The 18,908-nt window shown below is 57.3% G+C and carries 17 protein-coding genes and 3 pseudogenes; 13 read left to right on the top strand and 7 right to left on the bottom strand.

All coding sequences use genetic code 11. The features are described from left to right. Positions 1-10: 10 nt before the first annotated feature. A complete protein-coding gene (locus tag AAYR33_06185) occupies positions 11-160 on the bottom strand; it encodes a hypothetical protein (protein ID XAO70665.1) in 150 nt (49 codons plus the stop codon). Next, positions 157-939 carry a heme ABC transporter permease gene (locus tag AAYR33_06180; GenBank protein XAO72412.1) on the bottom strand — a complete coding sequence of 261 codons (783 nt, stop codon included), beginning with the start codon at positions 937-939 and terminating at the stop codon, positions 157-159. The genes AAYR33_06185 and AAYR33_06180 overlap by 4 nt, the downstream gene beginning before the upstream one ends. Positions 940-1,176: 237 nt before the next feature. On the opposite strand from AAYR33_06180, the pseudogene AAYR33_06175 reads away from it, so the two are divergent. After that, positions 1,177-1,586: pseudogene (locus AAYR33_06175) on the top strand (EVE domain-containing protein). A gap of 65 nt (positions 1,587-1,651) precedes the next feature. Here the strand turns inward: AAYR33_06175 and AAYR33_06170 are convergent. From AAYR33_06170 to AAYR33_06160, 3 genes are all read right to left on the bottom strand, one after another. Further along, positions 1,652-1,987 carry an aldehyde dehydrogenase family protein gene (locus AAYR33_06170; protein XAO72411.1) on the bottom strand — a complete coding sequence of 112 codons (336 nt, stop codon included), beginning with the start codon at positions 1,985-1,987 and terminating at the stop codon, positions 1,652-1,654. After that, positions 1,978-2,340 carry an aldehyde dehydrogenase family protein gene (locus AAYR33_06165; protein XAO70664.1) on the bottom strand — a complete coding sequence of 121 codons (363 nt, stop codon included), beginning with the start codon at positions 2,338-2,340 and terminating at the stop codon, positions 1,978-1,980. Before AAYR33_06165 ends, AAYR33_06170 begins: the two co-directional genes overlap by 10 nt. A 423-nt stretch (positions 2,341-2,763) precedes the next feature. Continuing rightward, positions 2,764-3,039: an aldehyde dehydrogenase family protein gene (locus AAYR33_06160; GenBank protein XAO70663.1), complete on the bottom strand. Its 276-nt coding sequence runs from the start codon at positions 3,037-3,039 to the stop codon at positions 2,764-2,766. 262 nt (positions 3,040-3,301) lie between these two features. Between AAYR33_06160 and AAYR33_06155 the strand changes: the two genes are divergently transcribed. The 12 genes and pseudogenes from AAYR33_06155 to AAYR33_06100 all read left to right on the top strand — a co-directional run bounded on the left by AAYR33_06155 (position 3,302) and on the right by AAYR33_06100 (position 15,796). Next, on the top strand, positions 3,302-4,222 hold the full coding sequence (locus tag AAYR33_06155) for an EcsC family protein (protein XAO70662.1): 921 nt from the start codon (positions 3,302-3,304) through the stop codon (positions 4,220-4,222). Between the two features lie 123 nt (positions 4,223-4,345). Then, positions 4,346-4,891, top strand: a pseudogene (gene aat / locus AAYR33_06150) (leucyl/phenylalanyl-tRNA--protein transferase). Positions 4,892-5,071: 180 nt separating this feature from the next. Continuing rightward, the gene (locus AAYR33_06145; GenBank protein XAO70661.1) at positions 5,072-5,722 is read left to right on the top strand and encodes a hypothetical protein; all 651 of its coding nucleotides are present in this window, start codon (positions 5,072-5,074) and stop codon (positions 5,720-5,722) included. Between the two features lie 157 nt (positions 5,723-5,879). Next, positions 5,880-6,356 (top strand): hypothetical protein, encoded by a 477-nt coding sequence (locus AAYR33_06140; protein XAO70660.1) that lies wholly within the window; start codon positions 5,880-5,882, stop codon positions 6,354-6,356. A gap of 223 nt (positions 6,357-6,579) precedes the next feature. Continuing rightward, positions 6,580-7,063, top strand: a pseudogene (gene bcp, locus AAYR33_06135) (thioredoxin-dependent thiol peroxidase). A 185-nt stretch (positions 7,064-7,248) separates the two neighbouring features. Next, the gene (locus AAYR33_06130; GenBank protein XAO70659.1) at positions 7,249-8,493 is read left to right on the top strand and encodes a hypothetical protein; all 1,245 of its coding nucleotides are present in this window, start codon (positions 7,249-7,251) and stop codon (positions 8,491-8,493) included. Between the two features lie 168 nt (positions 8,494-8,661). Continuing rightward, entirely contained in the window at positions 8,662-9,666 is a 1,005-nt protein-coding gene (locus AAYR33_06125) for a hypothetical protein (protein XAO70658.1), read from the top strand. A 149-nt stretch (positions 9,667-9,815) separates the two neighbouring features. Further along, a complete protein-coding gene (locus AAYR33_06120; GenBank protein ID XAO70657.1) occupies positions 9,816-10,148 on the top strand; it encodes an AsmA-like C-terminal region-containing protein in 333 nt (110 codons plus the stop codon). Positions 10,149-10,207: 59 nt separating this feature from the next. Continuing rightward, entirely contained in the window at positions 10,208-11,563 is a 1,356-nt protein-coding gene (locus tag AAYR33_06115) for a replication-associated recombination protein A (protein ID XAO70656.1), read from the top strand. Further along, on the top strand, positions 11,560-12,555 hold the full coding sequence (locus AAYR33_06110; GenBank protein ID XAO70655.1) for an RluA family pseudouridine synthase: 996 nt from the start codon (positions 11,560-11,562) through the stop codon (positions 12,553-12,555). Before AAYR33_06115 ends, AAYR33_06110 begins: the two co-directional genes overlap by 4 nt. Then, the gene (locus AAYR33_06105; GenBank protein ID XAO70654.1) at positions 12,552-15,077 is read left to right on the top strand and encodes an AsmA family protein; all 2,526 of its coding nucleotides are present in this window, start codon (positions 12,552-12,554) and stop codon (positions 15,075-15,077) included. Before AAYR33_06110 ends, AAYR33_06105 begins: the two co-directional genes overlap by 4 nt. Next, on the top strand, positions 15,074-15,796 hold the full coding sequence (locus tag AAYR33_06100; protein XAO70653.1) for an ATP12 family protein: 723 nt from the start codon (positions 15,074-15,076) through the stop codon (positions 15,794-15,796). Before AAYR33_06105 ends, AAYR33_06100 begins: the two co-directional genes overlap by 4 nt. Before the next feature lie 64 nt (positions 15,797-15,860). Here the strand turns inward: AAYR33_06100 and ispF are convergent, their stop codons facing one another. Beyond that, a complete protein-coding gene (gene ispF, locus AAYR33_06095; GenBank protein XAO70652.1) occupies positions 15,861-17,060 on the bottom strand; it encodes a 2-C-methyl-D-erythritol 2,4-cyclodiphosphate synthase in 1,200 nt (399 codons plus the stop codon). 163 nt (positions 17,061-17,223) lie between these two features. Next, the gene (locus tag AAYR33_06090; GenBank protein ID XAO70651.1) at positions 17,224-18,633 is read right to left on the bottom strand and encodes a sugar porter family MFS transporter; all 1,410 of its coding nucleotides are present in this window, start codon (positions 18,631-18,633) and stop codon (positions 17,224-17,226) included. Positions 18,634-18,908 lie beyond the last annotated feature (275 nt).

Raw genomic sequence — 18,908 nt, 5'->3', positions numbered from 1 at the left:
TGCTCCAGCCTCACAATTGATGCGGCTGATGAGGCTTACGCATCCGCAACCGACTTTGGACGCAGCGCAGCCGTCGCCAACATAAAAGCGCCTGCGTGGCCAGTGTTCCGACTGTCAGCCCGTAAGCGGCAATGATAAAGGCAATGTGGGTGCTGGTCATCCCTCCTCCCTCATCACAGCGTGCGCCGTTGTGGCTGGCGCGTTCGCCTCTTCATCGGATGGCGCATATCTGTCTGAGAAGCGCGCGCGTCGCCATTTGATTTCGAGGAGGGCGGCCCTGACCTGCCCTGTCACGAGCGCTGCGAAACCAAGAAAAAACCCGACCATACAGATGGCGAGTGGCATCAGCATGGAAAGGGACATGGCGGGCGCATGTGTCAGGGTGATGCTGTCAGGCTGGTGCAATGTGTTCCACCAATTGACGCTGAATTTGATGATCGGCAGATCAACCACTCCGGCCAGCGCGAGAATGGAAGCGGCGCGATAGCCACGTTGCGCATCATCAAAACCACGTATCAGCGCAATATGGCCGATATAGAGGAAAAACAGCAGCAGGACAGAAGTCAGTCGCGCATCCCAGACCCACCACGTGCCCCACATCGGTTTACCCCAGAGAGAGCCGGTGATCAGGCAGAGCGTAGTAACCGTCGCGCCAATCGGCCCGATCTCCCGCGCGGCGATATTGGCGATAGGGTGTCGCCAGACGAGGGAGGACGCGCCGCAGATTGCTAGAAGGAAATAGCCGGTCGAGGCCAATATCGCCATGGGGACATGGATATACATGATGCGCACCGTCTCACCCTGCTGCCAGTCGGCCGGTGCGAAAATCAGCGCCCAGCCAAGCCCGATGGCAAGCGTGATGATGCCCGCAATGGTCAGAAGGGGGAGGAGCCATTGCGTCACCCGGATAAATCGGCCCGGATTGGCGAAGCGCTCCATCACTTTAGGGCGTTGGGCGGACGATTCGTCGGGAGAAATGTTCGTAATGGTTTTCAAACGAAACTCACGATATACACGTACAGAATATCGCATACATGATTCACCCCTTGATTGGCCACATAAAGCGGTCACAATGGCGCAGATTCAGGCTGAAGAAATCGGCCTGAGTCCAGGAAAGGGGCGGTTGTCATCGCATCAGCAATCAAGCGCGGCCCTCGCCGCGCTGTCAGGAAGCGCATGAAATACTGGTTGATCAAGTCTGAGCCTGCTACGTTTTCCTGGGATATGCAATGTCACAACAACGTTGAGCCCTGGACCGGCGTCCGCAATTTTCAGGCGCGCAATAATCTGGCCGCGATGGAGAGAGGCCACCGAGCCTTTTTTATCATTCCATGACAGAGAAGGCGATTCGCGGCATTGTTGAAATCGTGCGCACTGCCTATCCGGACCCGACTTCCGATGACCCGAGATGGGTGTGCGTCGATGTGCGCACGGTGAAACCCATGGCGCGGCCCGTCATCCTCGCCCAGATAAAAGCCACACCGGCACTTTCTGAAATGGCCCTTCTGCGGCAATCCCGCCTCTCTGTCGCGCCGATAACAGCGGAAGAATGGGGCGTTATATGTAAAATGGGCGGCATCACGTAACATGCCACGGGTCCGCGCCTGATCGGCCCGTAAAATGGCCGATCCTTTGCGTTGCCTTAAACCGGCTAAGCGGCGGCCCAGACAGGTTTGATATTCATAAATTCCAGCAGGCCGAACTCGGTCAGTTCCCACCCGTAACCACTCGCCTTGATCCCGCCGATCAGGAGGTTCGGGTCGGAGCTTGGCCCCTTATTATTGACAGCCCCGGCTTCAATTTCGCCCGCCAATCGCTCAGCTTTTGCGAGATCTTTCGTCCAAAGGCTGAATGACAGGCCGAAATCACTGTCATTAGCCAATTTGATGGCGTCATCCGTATCTTTCGCGACAATCACGCAGGCAACAGGGTCAAAGAGCTCCTCCCGGAAACACGCCATTTCCGGCGTGACGTCCGTCAGAAGGATAGGCGGATACCAGGCGCCGGGTTGGCGCGGTTTTGAACTCCCACCAAAACAAGTTTCGCCCCTTCCTTGACCGCCATTTTCACCTGTTTATGCAGGGTATCGCGCAGGTCAATGCGCGACATCGGGCCAAGGAAAGTCTCACTATCGAGCGGGTCGCCCGGTTGAATGGCAGCGATGGGTTTGGCGAACCGATCGGTGAAATCAGCGGCAATCGACTCATCGACGATGAATCGCTTCGCGGCGATACAAACCTGCCCGCCATTTCCGAATCGCGATGCCACAGCGCCGTCGACGGCTTTTTCAAGGTCGGCATCGGCGAGAATGATGAAAGGGTCGGACCCACCCAATTCCATAACCGTCTTTTTGCCCGCCTCACCGGCAAGCTGGCTGATGGCACGGCCCGCCCCGACACTATACCCGTCAGGGCGACGCCGGCGATGCGCCTGTCATGGATGATCTGCCGGGAATGTTCACGCCGGAAATTCGCGGCAATGAAGACGTCACCCATCCCGACGGACGCGGCAATATCATTCAGCATCAAGCCGCATTGCATGGTGCATTCTGCGGGTTTAACGAGGTAGCCATTGCCACCCGCCATGATGGGCACGGCGGCGCGAATGATCTGGTAAAGAGGGAAGTTCCAGGGCGTAATGCCAAAAACAGTGCCGACCGGGTCAAAACGGAGCCAGGCGCGCCCGGTGGGTATATTCACTTTCCGCGGCGTCAGGATTTTGGGCGTATGATCGACGATTCAGCGCGTCAATTGCACGCAGCGGTCAATCTCCGCCAAAGACTGGGTGATTTGGCTTGCCCATTTCAATACTGGCCTGATGGGCGAGATTTTCCTTGGCACTCTCAATCGCGGCACCGAATTGTTTCAGAAGCTCGAGCCGGGCCGTCATGCCCATATCCCGCCACGTCTCAAAGCCCAGGGCTGCCCGTTGGAGTACACCATCCACCGCATTATCCTCAATGAAGGGGTGGAAGGCGAGATCCGCGCCCGTTGCCGGGTTCACTGTCTGGATGCCCTGGCTTTTAACGTCTCGATTCATGTCGTGGCGGCCTTTTCACGTCGTTTTTGTTTAAAATGTGGGCGCGAGTCGAGGAGAGGCGACGATCGTTTGAATTTGTGGCGCGGGACAAGCCCTCCGTCAATGAATGTACCGACCGGAACTTCAACAACTGAGACATAAAACATCGTCGCTTTTCACGATGATGCAAGGTCGCATCATTTATTCTTTCACCGTGGTGGCGTGTGCATCCGGCTCAGCACCGTGCTACTATCGAAACATATTTATTGAGGAGGGTCGCGCCATGACGTCATCTGATGCGTCGTCACCGGGTTCTGCAGTCATCCGGTCGAAACTCGATGCCGATTCATTGCAGCAATTACAGGGCGCCCTTGCCGATGTTGAAAAAGGCCGCGGTTTACTTGTCCGGCTGGCTGATCTCATGGGCGGCGCGATCGGGCAGGCCGCCCGGCTGAGCCTTCAGGGGATCGGGCTTGCACCGTCTTTACAGGCCAAGTTTCAGGGCATTGCGGAAGTCGCCATCACCCGTGCCTTTGATGTCGCGATTATGGGAATGTCAAAGCCCGCGGCGCGTCCGCGTCATCGCCTCAGAGAAGGGGGCGCTCAGGTTGCGGTGGCGATATCCGGCGCGGTCGGGGGGTTTAGTGGGGCGCTCGGCCTTTTGCCCGATGTGGGTTTCACCACCCTCACCATTATCCGTGAAATCGCCAATATCGCCCGGCAGGAGGGGGAGGATCTGTCCGACCCGGATACGCGCCGGGCGTGTCTGGAAGTCTTTACCCTGCGGAGCTTCGCCTCGACGGCGCAGGGTGAGGAGAGTGAACTCGGATTCTTTTCCGCGCGCGCCTTGATGCGGGGGCGGCCGATTGTGATGCTGATTGGAGAGGTCGCGTCTCATTACGGGATGGGCCTGTCGCGCAAATTTGCCCTCCAGATGATGCCGGTCGCGGGTGCGCTTTGCGGTGCGTCGTTGAATGCGGCATTTCTGGCACATTACCGCTCACTCGCGCGGGCACATTTTACGATCCGCCGGTTGGGGCGCACCCATGGCATGAGCGTGCGTGAAACAGCTGACCATATGGCCGAGGCTGTGCGTGAAGGGACGTTCAGCGACGTGATGGATTTTTCCGAGCATGAGGATGCCTTCAAAGACACAACCTGCCAACGCACCGAGAAGGCTTACTGTCGATATGATGAACCATAATCCCCCCAGGCGCGGGCAAAAAATATAGATCATCTGCATGAAAAAGAAAGAGACGAGAAAGGCTTTTGTTAGTTCCAAAATGCTCTCCATTGCGACCCAGGCCCCGTGCCATCATAACATTATATGGCGAGCGGTAAAACGTCATGTCAGCGGACCCGCCCTTTTACAATGCAGGATATGCTTGAGGGTTATCATCACGGGCGTTTCCTGATGGTGGACAATGCGGATGATGATGTCTTGCTCTGGTTTCAGCCGACGCAACGCGGAGTGATGCCGCTAAATGACCGGTTTCACCTCCCCCGGCGCCTGCGCCGCACGGTTCTCGCCGGTCGATATGACGTGACGTCCGACCGCGATTTTGTGCGCATCCTGGATCTTTGTGCGGCCGAACATCCAACCCGCACGGAGACCTGGATCAACCAACCCCTCAGAAAACTCTATCTGGCGTTATTTGAGACCGGATACGCGCATTCTGTTGAAATCTAGGCGGGGCGAGAACTCGTGGGTGGTTTGTTCGGCATCCATATGGGTGGCGCGTTTTTTGGTGAAACGATGGTCTCGCGCGCTAGAGATGCCTCAAAGATCGCGCTGGTTCACCTGGTCGCGACTCTTCGCCGACAGGGCTTCGCCTTGCTTGACACGCAATATCCAACGTCGCACCTTGCGTAATTCGGCTGTCTCATCTGGGACGCATCGCATTACCAGGACGCCCTTTCCGAGGCACTTCAACGCGACGTGGTCTGGTGTGCCGATGTCAGGTTGGATGCTTTGATGCCGGAGATTCAATCTTTGAAGGTCCGCGACGCGGCCTGACGATGAATTTAATTTTCCGGGAAGGATTTTCCGCTGATGTTCTCAAAAACATGTCTCGCTGCTTTTAGTGCCGCCATCATTGCAGGTATCTTGATGCCGGGAGCGTCACTAACGGCCTTTGCGCAAGTCAAACCTGCGGTCGGAAAAGAGAGCGGAACCGCCTCCCAACATCCATCCTTGACGCCGATGCGCGATGCTGAAGTCACCTACGCGGTGCAGCCCAAGAAATTTCCTAAACCTCTGGATGTGACCGTATCTTTCAAGGCGGGTGGCGATTTTATGCGGGTTGACGGACCGCAACATATTGCGACCACGATTTTCAATCGCAAAGATCATTTCGTCACGCTGATCCGTCATCAGCAGAAGCTCTATAACCGCTTCTCCCTCAAAGTGGGTTTGAGAAACCCGTTTATGCTCGATCTCTCCATGGCTTTCACCCCGCAGGGCCAGGCGAATGTAGCGGAGCTGACCTGCACGCGCTGGGCGATCACCAGTCGGTACGGTGCCGCGACCGCATGTGTAACGGATGACGGTGTCATCTTGTCGGAGGAGGGGGTCGATGCCGATGGCGTTAATGGCAAGCTCGTCGCCAAACAGGTCAGTTACCGCGAACTGCCCGGTTCAGTTTTTGACGTGCCTGCGGGTTATAATGCCCTCCCTGTCAAAAGTGACAAAGAGAAACATTGAAGAAAGCGAGGATGATGCCGGGGAAAGCGCCGCAACCATCTACCACGCGGTGCGCTGGCATGTATCTGACTCATTTTGTCACAAAATAAACAGCTTTTTGCCGTTTTCCCGGCATGTTTCCGCGCCCATCTGAAAACAGATCCGGCGCGCTGCAAAAATGCCGCGCGACACAATCGCCATTCAGGAGCCTATGATGCGGAGCATTTTTCTCAAAACACTGACAGTGGCTTCGCTGGGCCTTTCAATCAGCCTGTTCTCGCCTGTGATGGCGCAACCTTACGGGCACGGATTCCATCGCGGCGGTCACCATCGATTCGGGCCGGTAAGGTGGCCTTATTTCGGCCCGTGTGGGCCATTCTGGGGGCCGCGCTTCGGGCTACCCCTCCCGCCGCCGCCTGTTTTCAATGACGGTTGGGGTTGGGGCTGGGGGCCGGGTTACTGGTATGGCGGCAATGGCCTTGGCACGAGGCTTGTCGTTGGCGAGCTGCTTGGCGGGGCTGTTGGCATGGAGGTCGCTTCAAGCGCGCATCAGGTCGTTTCGCCGGTGCAGATCAATGTCATCAATGCCCCAGTCTATCCGCCCCCGCCGCCTGAATTGCCGCCCGCCCCACCATGGTTTCAGCCTGTACCCTGAGGTTCAGCGCTCTCCTCAGGGCGCGATCCGGGTCCGCGCAGGCCACATAGGGCGAAATAAAATCGAACCTTAAATAACTTGACCTGTTTGCAGGGTGGGCGTTCGACGTGGTTTACGCTATGAGGGTCGTCCAAGCCAATTGCCCCAGGGTCGCCTCGATATCTGCGCGGCATCGTCAGCTGCGCTAAAGATAACGGGCACTCATCAGGACGGAGAAGCTCGTATGATCGACGTTGGAGACAAAGCGCCGAAATTTTCCCTTCAGGCATCAGGGGGGCGCACGGTGCAGGACACGGATTATCAGGGGCAGCCCTACTTTCTCTATTTTTATCCCAAGGCTGATACGCCGGGTTGCACAACGCAGGCCTGTGACCTGCAAAGTAATCTGCCGCAATTACAGAGGCTTGGCCTTCAGGTGATCGGCGTCAGCCCCGACCCGGTGCCCAAACTTGATAAATTTGCTGAAAAATTCAGTCTGACCTTCCCTTTGGCAAGCGATGCGGATCACGCTTTGTCAAAAATCTACGATGTCTGGGTTGAAAATCTACGATGTCTGGGTTGAAAAGAAGAATTATGGCAAAACCTATCTTGGCATCCAGCGAAGCTCCTTCCTGATTGATCGCGATGGCAAAATCCGCTTCGTATGGCGAAACGTCAAAGCCGCGGAACATGCCCGCCTCGTCAAGGAAACCGCCTCCGAGCTTTAAATTGGTGGAACGTGGCACACCGGCATCGGTGAAAGCCGGGACATCCTCTTTCTGGCGTAGGGCGCTTTATGGCGCCTTTGTGATTGCCGCGCTATCCGCGCTGGGTCTCATTTATCTGGTCATTCAGTTTCGGTCGGGCCCGGTGGATGTTACCCCGATCATCTCGCGTTTCTTCCCGATATCAATTGAACGGAGCCTTTTGCGCGCCTCCCCCTGCGGACCGCCTCTCCGCGGCGCGGTTTAGGATAGGCTGGCGTAGTCCGGCGCACGGCCTGCCTTCGGGCTTTGGCGTCTGGGCTGATGATCTCAAAATCAACGGGCGCGATGGCGATGTTCTCGTATCAGCGCAGCACGCTTATATACGTCTCCTGCCGCGCTATCTTCTCCACAAGCGTTTCCGACCCGTCACTCTGATTGCTGACCATGGTTTCGTAAAATTGCGGTTTTTCGAGGATGGTGATCTTGATATGGATTGGCCCGATGCGCGCCGTCACATGTATCCCATCCCGCCTTTCTCCCTCCGCCTCCTGCATGAGCTGAAAATTGACCATGTGTCGGTCAGCCTCCTCGACAGTGCCTCCGGCAAACACCTGAGCCTCGACGCGGCGCAGGGTGCTTTATCGCGAGCTTATACAGGGCATTACACTTTGTCCTGGGATGGCGCTCTGGAAGGCGGCGTGCGTGCCGGCCCTCAAAATCTCGGACATATTGCAGTCACGACCCATTCATTGCCGGACGGGTCAATCTGGCAGGGCGTCCTGCCGATGCGGAACCTTGCTGACTTGCAAAATTTTCTGCCCCCCGCCGCAAGCTGGCAGATGCCTGCCACATTGACAGGCACCGTCACACTTCGCACGCACGGGCCGGCAATGATGGTGCTCCCGGACTCTCAAATTCATCTGACGCAAATTGATGGAGAAGGGAAGCTGGGTTCGGGGCATATTCAGCAGAAAAATGGACCGGCATTATCTCTCGGGGGCGGTATGGCCGCCATCACCGCAACCCCGCCGGATGCAGCGTCAAACTCGGAACGACCTATCCTCTCCATGCTGCGACGCAAAACCGAGGTGGATGATGCGGCGCGCCTTACACTCTCTCACCTTTCCCTGCAAATGCGCGGTGCTGACGGAAAGATGCATGATTTCACGGCGGAAGGGCAGCTCAATCTCGACCATTTTGCTGCTCCGAAAAATATTGATGGTGACATCCATGCCACTTTCCCCGGACCCATCCAAATCCCGCAATTGATGACGATATGGCCGATGCAGTTCATCCCGCCGGTCAGGCTCTGGGTCGAGCAGAATTTGATGCAGGGCAGGACGGAGGGTCTTGATGTCACGGCGCAGCTCGCCAGCCCGAAGGGGTTCGGTAAACTCGATATTGCGGGCCTCGAGGGGAAATGGCATGTGCGGGACGCGACGCTTTTCTGACGACGTCCCATCCCGCCGGGCATTTACCTCGATGCGGATCTGTCGATCACGCAAAAGGATGCGCTCGATATCGCCTTTCTGCGCGGGTGGCAGACATCACGCCTGACATCATCCGGCAATGCCCCGGGCGGGCAGAATGGCCGCTTCCTGAGATTGAAGGGCGGGCATATGCGCATTAACGGACTGTTTGACGCCTCCCAAATGGCGGATCTCAAACTCAATCTGGTGGGTGACCTGTCCGGCTTCATTAATGTTCTGTCGGAGCCAGAATTAAAATTGCTGAAAGGCAAAAAATTACCGTTCACGAAGTCGTCCGGGCAGGTCGATGCGCAGCTTGCCATGCAGTTCCCGCTGGATTCTGATGCGTCGCCCGATGCTTTCCGGGCAAAATCCGTCGTGACGCCGGGCGACCTTCGCAAAATCCTGCCCGATGCGGAATTCTGGTTTCGGGGTCATGCGCTTTTAAAATCACATTACGCGGCGACGGAGAACGGTCACGCATCGCTCCAGACATCGCTCGACCTGCATGAAGCCGGGATTTCATTCCCCCTATGGCAAAAGCCGCCCGGTATGGCCGCCAAGGCGATGGCGGAGGTCAAATTTCATAACCGCGTTATAACGGATCTGCCGCGTTTTGCCATTACCGGGGACAATATCGACGTGTCAGGCTGGGGGCAAACCGATCATGGCAAGATTTCCATTCTGACACTTGATAAAATGCGCCTTGCTGGTAGTTCAGGGACGGGCCGTATCGTGTTTCCAGCGCGCCACGAAACGCCTGTTGATGCGCGCCTCAAGCTTTCGACGCTCGACATCACGCCATGGCTGCAAACGCCGGAAAATGCTGCATCGCTCAAAGCCGCTCGACAAACGCCAAAGGCGCATCCCGTGTCTCAAGAGGCTGCGCACTGGCAGGCTTCTTTGCGTGCTGATGACGTCGTTTATCATGGGCGCGCCATTTATCGGGATTTACAGATCACTTCAGCAGGGCAGGGGATACGTGTCAGGCGCGGGACATTATATGCGGGCGGTGTTTCCCCCTTAGTGCGGAACTCACACCCCAGGGGCAGCGCGCGCATTTGCAGATTCGCGTGCAAAATCTGGGGAGAAGTCTTGAAAATCTCGCCATCTATGATCGGCTTGAAGGCGGACATCTCGCCTTTGATGGTGTGACAGAGGGGGATTGCTGTCAGGCCCTCCCGCGGATGCGCGGCCAACTGGATGTCGGTGCTCTCAACTTCCGTAAGCCGCCACGCCTGCTGCAAACGTTGGCCCATGCCGCATTGGCGGATTGGTCAAAGACCAATCCGTAGCGTTTTGCGTTGGATTGCCTTCATGCCAAACTCACGATTGACCCCTCTCAAATCCTGATACAAGATGGTTATTTCGGCAATCGCGCCCTTGGGGCGACGCTGCGCGGCCTTATCGATTTGCGCCGGGAAAAGCTCGACCTGCATGGGACGGTCGTTCCGGCTTTCGGGTTTAATGCGATATTGGGACGCTTCCCGAAACTCGGCCATCTCTTCTCCCCGGAAAAAGAAGGGGGCGTTTTTGCCGCGACTTATGTGATCACGGGTGATTTCAAAGATCCTCATCTTGAAGCCAATCCGTTTTCCGTTTTTCTGCCTGGCGTGATACGATCCTTCAACGAATAGAGTGTGATGTGAAGGGCCTTAACGCTGACCAAGCGGTGTGAGGGATGGGGGAGGGTTCGATGGGTGCAGCAGCCGAAGATGATTTGTTTGGCACCGCGTCACCGCCGGATTCAGATCCCCGACGCACCCAAACCAATATGACATCGAAAACCCGGCCCCTCGCGGACCGCCTCCGCCCGACGCGGCTGCGTGACGTTGTGGGGCAGGCGCATCTCCTTGGCGAGGATGGGCGCATCACGCGCATGTTAATGCAGTTGAGCCTTTCAAGCCTCATTTTGTGGGGCGGGCCGGGTTGCGGCAAAACCACGATGGCGCGCCTTCTGGCGGGTGAGGCCGGACTGCGTTTCGCGCCAATATCCGCCGTGTTCTCCGGTGTTGCGGAGCTTAAGAAGGAATTTGACGCAGCGCAACGCTACCAGGCCGCATCCGGGCGGGGCACTCTCTTGTTTGTGGATGAGATCCATCGTTTCAACCGTGCCCAGCAGGATAGTTTCCTCCCGTTTGTGGAAAAGGGGACGGTTGTGCTGGTCGGTGCCACGACCGAAAATCCATCCTTTTCCCTGAATAGTGCGCTCCTCTCACGTTGTCAGGTTCTTATTCTTAACCGATTGGATGATGCCGCGCTTGAAGCGCTGCTTCAGCGCACCGAAGATGATGTAGGGCGGACGCTTCCGCTGACACCGGATGCGCGCGCCAGCCTGCGCGCGATGGCGGACGGGGATGGGCGCTACCTGCTGAACCTCGCGGAGCAACTCCTCTCCCTCAAAACGGATGCCCTCCTTGATTCAACGGCTTTGTCCGCCATCCTCACGCGTCGCGCCGCCTTATATGATCGGGACCGGGAAGAGCATTATAACCTCATCTCCGCCCTGCATAAATCTCTGCGCGGCTCTGACCCTGATGCGGCGCTTTACTGGTTTGCCCGCATGTTGGAAGGGGGGGAGGATCCGCGCTACATCGCTCGCCGGCTGAACCGTTTTGCCGCGGAGGACATCGGTATGGCTGACCCGACCGCTCTGCCACTTTCCATCGCGGCATGGCAGAGTTATGAGCGCCTCGGTAGCCCGGAAGGCGAGCTGGCTTTGGCCCAACTCATTGTGCATCTGGCCACGGCCCCGAAGTCAAACGCTGTCTATACCGCCTATAAAATGGCGCGGGCCACGGCGCGTGAGACGGGCAGCCTCGGCCCGCCTTTACATATCCGTAATGCGCCCACCCAATTGATGCGGGAAATCGGTTACGGGAAAGGCTATGAATATGATCACGATGCGGAAGATGGGTTTTCGGGTCAGAATTTCTTTCCCGATGACATGGCGCGCGTAACATTTTACCGCCCGACGCCACGCGGCCATGAGGCCGAAATTACAAAAGTTCTGGACAATTATGCACGACTCCGGGCAAGGCGTGGGTCATGAGTGTCATGACACGTGTTATCGACCAGGATGAGGCCGAGATGAGGGTCGATCGCTGGTTCCGCCGGCATTATCCTTCTCTTACCCAAGGGGCCCTGCAAAAATTATGTCGAACGGGGCAGATTCGCCTTGATGGAAAGCGCGTCACAGCATCAACGCGCGTCATTGCCGGGCAGAATCTCCGGATCCCTCCTTTGCCCGCAGGGGCGCTTGCGCCGCAAGGTAGGCAGAAGCGCCCCCTTGACCCCAGCCTGATCCGCGACATCCAACGTATGGTTGTCTATCAGGATAAAGCGTTGATTGTGCTCAATAAACCGTCCGGGCTGGGGACGCAGGGTGGGCCGGGGATCACAACGCATATTGACATGATGCTCGATGGGCTGCGGGAGGGGGAGGTGGAGCGTCCCCGCCTCGTTCATCGCATTGACCGTGACACGTCGGGGCTCCTCCTGGTGGCGCGCACGCCGGGTGTGGCGGCGAAACTGGCGGCGGCCTTTCGCGGGCGCCATGTGCGGAAAACCTATTGGGCGGTGGTGGTCGGGCGACCCTCCCCGCAATCCGGTACAATTGATCAACCCCTCGTGAAGTTGGGGGCCGGGCAGGGCGCATTGATGATGGCGGCGGACCGCAAGGATGCCGACGCCCAGCGGGCTTTGACGGATTATGAGGTTGTTGATGCGGCGGGGCGCAAACTGACCTGGCTGCAACTCAACCCTCTGACGGGGCGGACACATCAATTGCGCGTGCATTGTGAAAGCCTCGGGACACCGACATTGGGTGACCCGAAATATGGCGGGGATAAAACCCACATCGAGGGTTTCGAAGATCGCCTTCATCTTCATGCAAGGTATCTCGAAATCCCGCATCCTGAGGGCGGTATGTTGAGCGTCGCCGCGCCGCTGCCGCCCCATATGAGTGAAACGTTCCGCCGCCTTGGATTTGCGGCGGGCGAGACCCCGAAGGCGAAACGTTCAAAAAACAAGGCGGGTTCATGATGAAGCGCATATTGGCGGGTTTAGTCGTTATTTTGAGTCTGGCCGCGATTGGTATCGTTGCGACACAGATCATCCTCAGCCGTTTGATCGACCGGCAGCATCTCATCGCGCTGGTCAAGGCGCATACGGGGGATGATCTTCAATTTGACGGGGTCCGGGTTCCGGCTTTTCCGCAAATTGGTTTGACGCTGGAACATGTCACGCTCCGCGACCCGGATTTCTCGGAAGGCCCGCCGATGGCGCAGGTGAGTTCCGCCCGGGTGGCGGTCGATATTCTGCCCCTCGTGCATCACAACCTCCGCATCAAGCGGATTGACCTTGCAAATGGCCAGATCAACATCCGCCGAGATGCGTCCGGTCACGCGAGCTGGATGCTTCACCCTGTGCATGAGGCGCACCCCGATTCAACCGATGGGCACGTTAAGTCAGGCCAGAAGCAGAAATATCGCGTGCATCTTGCGGGGATCAGGCTGCGCAACGTCATTTGCAGCCTGGATGATCAGCTCACCCATCGCTCCGGGCAGGTTATGATAGAGAATGCGACGTTTGACGGGCTTCGCTCAAACGCACCGGCGATTGAAGTGCATGCGCGTCATGGTGAGACACCTTTCAGCCTCAGCGGTCATGTTGGCTCATTCGCAGACTTTCAAAATCCGCGCAAACCCTGGCATATCGGGTTGGGCCTGATCCTCGGCTCCGGTGATCGTGAGGATGGCTGGGTGAATTACTCCGGCGCTTTGCGGGATGTTATGCATTTGCGCGGCTGGTCGGGAGAAATTAAAGCGCGGATGCGCCGGACGCAGCAGCTTCAGGCGATCTTCAGTCATGTTCGCCTGCCGAATATCGAGGGGCTTTCCGGGCGGGTCGTCTTTAGTGATCACCCGCTTTCGGAGGATCCGGCCCGTCGGGATAAGGATGAACGCCCCTGGTATCAGTCCCTGGCGCTGGAGATGGCGGATCTTGATATTGGCTATTTACATGTGCCCGGTTTTTTTGAAGGGCGAAATATCAGCGTGTCCGCCCGGAATACGCGGGATGCGTTGAAATTCTCGACTGTCATTTCATCCCCCGGGAAGGATTGGGCCATTCAGGCGACCGTCCCGACTTTGTCTGACCTCAATGACTCCCTGCATAGTCATTTTGAAAAAACCCTTCCCTTTTCAGCGCGTCTGGCGCCGAACACGCACCGGATTGCTTTTTTTGACCGGGATGGCGTAATTCACGTCAATGGTCATGCGGGGCGTTCGGAGGCGTCATTTGATATGGATGGCCGCACGCAATTCCTTCCTGTCGGGCCGATCCTTCTTGAAGACGCCATTTTTGACGCCCGCGCGGAGGCGCATTTCGGCACTTCCCTCGACGTTAAGAGCCTCAAAATCAGAAGCCGCGCTTTGAGCCTTAACGGACAGGGCCATGTGACCTTACCGCCTGACGCAACATCACGCGGTAAGGTTGAGGCGCAGTTTGACGTCACGCATGTTGATTTCCTCAACCTTAAGCAGACGGCGCCTCCACCTGTCATCGCGCCAAAGCCGGAAGCGCGATCAGAAGCGACGTCTTCCCCTGCCGTTCCGCCACCGGCAGACGTCGCCACGGTGGCAGAGATTGCGCCTCCGCCGGATGAAGCGGCGATCAGAAGTCATTGGGCGCAGGATAGCTGGCAGCGTCTCTCTGATGGCGTGGCCGATAAATTCGACTGGTCCATCATTGCGAACGGGAAGAACCTCAAATTTGGCGACCAGCTTTATGATAATGTCAAACTCAGTGCAGATTATGCCAATCAAGTCTGGCGTCTGGATCTTTCTGAGAACAGCGCCAAAACCGGCATGATGGCGGGCGGCGTCGTTTATCACGGTGACACGTCCTCCCCGACTCTCGCACTCCATGCGTCGCCCGTGACGGTTCCGGCGGAGTTATTGCTCGGCGCGCTTGATATGGCCCCCTTCCTGAGTGGACCGGTTGAGGTTGTGGGTAATCTCCAGGGGCCAGCGGACACACGCGACGCGTTTCGACGCCACATGACGGGCCATCTCGGCCTTTCCATGGTGAGTGGGCGGATTCGGACGGCTCCCTTCCGGCCGTACCTTAAAGGTGGGGTCGGGGCTTTTCTGGATGGGAGTGAACTCCCCGTGCGGTGTTTCGGGCTGCATATGAATGTGGCGCCGACGCAACTCAATGTTGATCTGATCGGACTGGATGCCGCACCTGTGGAACTGTCAGGTCATGGGATATTTGACCGGGAGAGTGAAACGATCGATTTCAGCATTAAGCCGGTCATTTCCGTCGCCGGGGCGGGTGTCTCAAAGCGCCTGCGTGTGCAGGGATTGCTCGAAAATCCACATGTGACCGCGGCACAGGGTGAAGATGGCCGAACCGGCTTTACGATCAATGAGCAGAAAACCGATTTCTGTCCCGCATGGCTGCATACAGCGCGTGAAGGTCGGGCCGGAATGGGTGCGGCATCGGTGAAAAAGAGAAAAGGCGCGGCAGATCTGTTGAAAAGCCTCGGCTTGTTCCGGTGAGGGGGAGTAAGGTCTTCTGGTCTGACGTCACTATCGAGCGCGCGGCGGCGGATAAGTGGGGCATCATGCTGGACGGGAAACCGATAATACTACCAGCCGGGTCAAGCTTGATTGTGCCCTCCGCCGCCCTCGCTGACAAAATTGCCGATGAATGGCGATCCTGCCGCAAAAACACGATTTTCAACCCGGAGCACATGCCGATCACGCAACTTGCGGCCAAGCAATTGGAACGCGTTGCGCCGCGTCGAAATGAGGTCGTGGCGCAGTTAATCGGCATCTTTAGCGCCGACGCGCTTTTTTACCGCCATGGTGATGGCGCGCTGGGGCGGGCACAGACGCAAATTTTCGCGATGCCGCGTGAAAAATTTGAGGAGGTGTTTAAGTGCGCTTTGCCTTGGATTGACGAAATCGCGCCGATCGACATCGCGAAAGATATTATCGGGACGGTTGAAGCGAAATTATCAAGCTATGACGATGTCGCCCTGACCGGCCTTTCTGTCCTTTCATCCATGACGGCGAGCCTCATTCTTACCCATGCCATTCTTTATGGTGCCGTCACGGTTGATATGGGGATCGCCTGCGCCTTCATCGAAGAGAACGCACAGATGGCGCGCTGGGGGCGCGATGGTGATCGTGAGGCGGGACAGGCATCCTGTCGTCGCGAGATAGAGCACGTGCTGCAGTACGCCGCCTTGAGCGCGACGGGTCAGGCGGTGTAAAGGTTCCAGCTTTCAATTTGCGCCGAAGGGGCCTCACGCGCTGCGGTAAAACCGTGCCGCCTGGTTAGGGCAGCAGGACGGTCGCGACGGCCGTTGCCGCGATCCCTTCCTCCCGCCCCGTGAAGCCGAGGCATTCGGACGTTGTTGCCTTGACGGAAATTCGCGCCATATCGACCTCCAGCAAGGATGCCAGCCGCGCGCGCATCGCCGCAACATGCGGCCCGATTTTAGGGCGCTCACAAATAATGGTGATGTCGGCATTAATGAGGCGACCGCCGCGCTCACGGATGCGCTGCCCCGCATGGATAAGGAAACGGGCCGAGTCCATATCCTTCCATTCATTCGTTGAAGGCGGGAAGTGATAGCCGATATCGCCTTCAGACAAAGCGCCGTAAATCGCGTCGCATAATGTGTGGATGCCGACATCGGCGTCAGAATGCCCGGCAAGGCCGCGTTCATGCGGGATTTTAACGCCGCAAATGATCAGATCACGGTCATCCGCGAAAGCATGAACATCGTAACCAAGCCCTGTGCGCGGGCAGGGGGGCGTGCCCAGCAATCTCTCCAATCGCACCAGGTCCTCCGCTTGGGTAAGTTTGATATTATCCTCATCGCCCGGAACGATGGCGACCGCTTCACCTGCCGCCTCGAACAAAGCGGCATCGTCGGTTTCAGAGCGTTCATGCCGCCTGTGATGGGCCAGAAGAGCCGGGAAGTGAAAACCCTGAGGGGTTTGCGCGCGGTGAAGATTCGCCCGGTCAATCGTGCCTTGGATAACGTCGCCTTCAACACGTTTGAGGGTGTCCGCGAGTTTAACGGCGGGGATGGCGGCTTTGTAATGCTGGAGGGCATCGAGAACGCCCTGGGTCACAAAATGCGGCAGGTAGGGGCGTGCACCGTCATGGACAAGCACATATTCGGGAGGGGTTTCAAGCGTGGCCAGGGCCTCCAGCCCGGCGCGGACACTATCTTGCCTTTCCGCCCCGCCTGACACAGGCGGGAGGATCGGTAAACCGTCAAGAACCTGGGAGAGCGCCGCCGCGTCACCGACAGGCTGAATCATATCGGCGAAAGGCAAGAGGGCTTCCGCTGCGTGGCGGATGACTGGCTTGCCATCAAACAGCCAATACTGCTTGGGGAGATCCGCCGCATTCCCGACCGCGCCATAAAAGGCTGATACACCGCCTTTTGAGACGAGGCGTTCCAGCCCGGAGGCAAAGCGACGACCGGTACCGGCCGCAAGAAGAATGACGGCTACTCGCATGGCTCATGCAATGCTTGTTTGTCCCGCTTTCGTCAAGAGGTGACGCATGACGCTCTGTGATCGCGGCAACGGGGTTAGCGCGCGAAGCGCGATCGCCATAAAATAAAAAGGGCCGATGCAGCTTTCACCACATCGGCCCGCTTAGTTACGCTAGAGAGCCAGGTTACTGCCCGATATCGCGCAGCCGTATACCGCGGCGCAATTTTGATTCAATGCTTTCGAGCGAGACATCCTTCGTTTCAGGCACGAAACTCTGCGTGAAGATGATGAAGACCGCATTGAGCGCGGCGAAAAGCCACATCGTGTTCCCCGCGCCCAGCATGGAAAGTAACGGCAGGAAGGTCAGCCCGATGACAAAATTGGTCGACCAATTGGAGAATGTCGAGCATGTTACCCCGAAATCCCGGCCTTTGAGAGGCTGAATTTCAGAGCACAGCACCCAGATCATTGGGCCGGCGGAGGAGGCGAACCCGACAATGAAAAGCAGCAGGAAGCCGACAGAGAGGTAAGGCAGGATCGGAGACGTATCCACCCCGATTGTCAAAAGGACGGCAAGCCCGCCCATGCCCAACGCCATCGCGAAAAACCCGACCGTCAAGAGTTTGCGGCGGCCGAAATTATCTGCGTAACTAATGGCGATGAAGGTTGCGAGGCAGTTGACGAGTCCGACGATCGCGGTGCTCCACAAAGCCCCATCCTGACCAAAGCCCGAGCTCTCAAAAATCGTGGGTGCGAAATACATCACCGCATTAATACCGGTCAGCTGCTGCACGAGCTGCAACACAATGCCGAGGAAGACGGCGCGGCGGAAATTCCTGTCCTGCAGGAACATACCAAAACCACGCTGGCTTTTTTTGATCTCAAGCTGTTCCTTGATGTCCTCAACCTCACGCGCGACTTCCGATTGGGATTCGCGCAGGTCATGCAATACGGCGAGGGCTTCCTTCTCCCGTCCGCGCAGCATCAGCCAACGCGGGCTGTCCGGCAGGAAGAACGCTCCGATGAAGAAGAGAATCCCGGGGATCGCGACAATCCCGAGCATCATCCGCCAGGCCGACCAGTAAGCGAGAATCGCGTCAGATACGAATGCGAGGAGAATGCCGATCGTGACCATGAGCTGATAAGTGGAGATCAACCCGCCACGGCGACGCTCATCAGCGACTTCCGAGATGTAAAGCGGGGCGACAAAGCTCGCGACACCGACGGCGAGGCCCAGCACCGCGCGCGCCACCATGAGAAAAATGGCGGAGAGGGCAAAAGCGCAGAGCAGAGAGCCGAGAATGAACAGAAAAGCGCTGATGATGAGCGCCATGCGTCGCCCCAGATGAAGCGAGATCGGGTTGGCACCCAGTGCCCCGGCCATCGCGCCGAACATCATGAAGCTGACGATAAGTCCTTGCTCCGTATTCGAGGCATTGAATTCATGCGCTATGAATTGACGTGCACCAGAGATGACGCCGATATCGAGCCCAAACATCAAGCCTGCAATTGATGCGAGAAGTGCTGCGAAAAGCATCCGCCCCGCGAGCGGACGGTGCGAAGGTTCGGCTGCCGCCTGGTCTATATCACTCAAAACGAAATTCCTTATTTTTCAAGGGAGGTGGTCGGCCCAGTCAGGCACGTCCCACACGGCGCAATAATCAACGACCAATGTCGCCTATAACACATAATTCACATTGAAAACATGACTTTCACGTGATGAGCGCGTCACGGAGGGCGTTGGTTGCAACGTCGCGTCTTTTAAAGCTTTTTAAAAACTCTAGTGGTCTGGACGAGTCGCATCACGATCACTCCATACCAAAAATTTAACATATAAATGTTTTATTTTATCCAGGCGTCAAATGCCAT

The sequence above is a fragment of the Acetobacteraceae bacterium genome (assembly GCA_039613835.1).
Classification (GTDB): domain Bacteria; phylum Pseudomonadota; class Alphaproteobacteria; order Acetobacterales; family Acetobacteraceae; genus Sorlinia.
The sequence above is the reverse complement of the archived record's forward strand: the minus strand, read 5'-3'. Positions and strand labels throughout refer to the sequence as shown.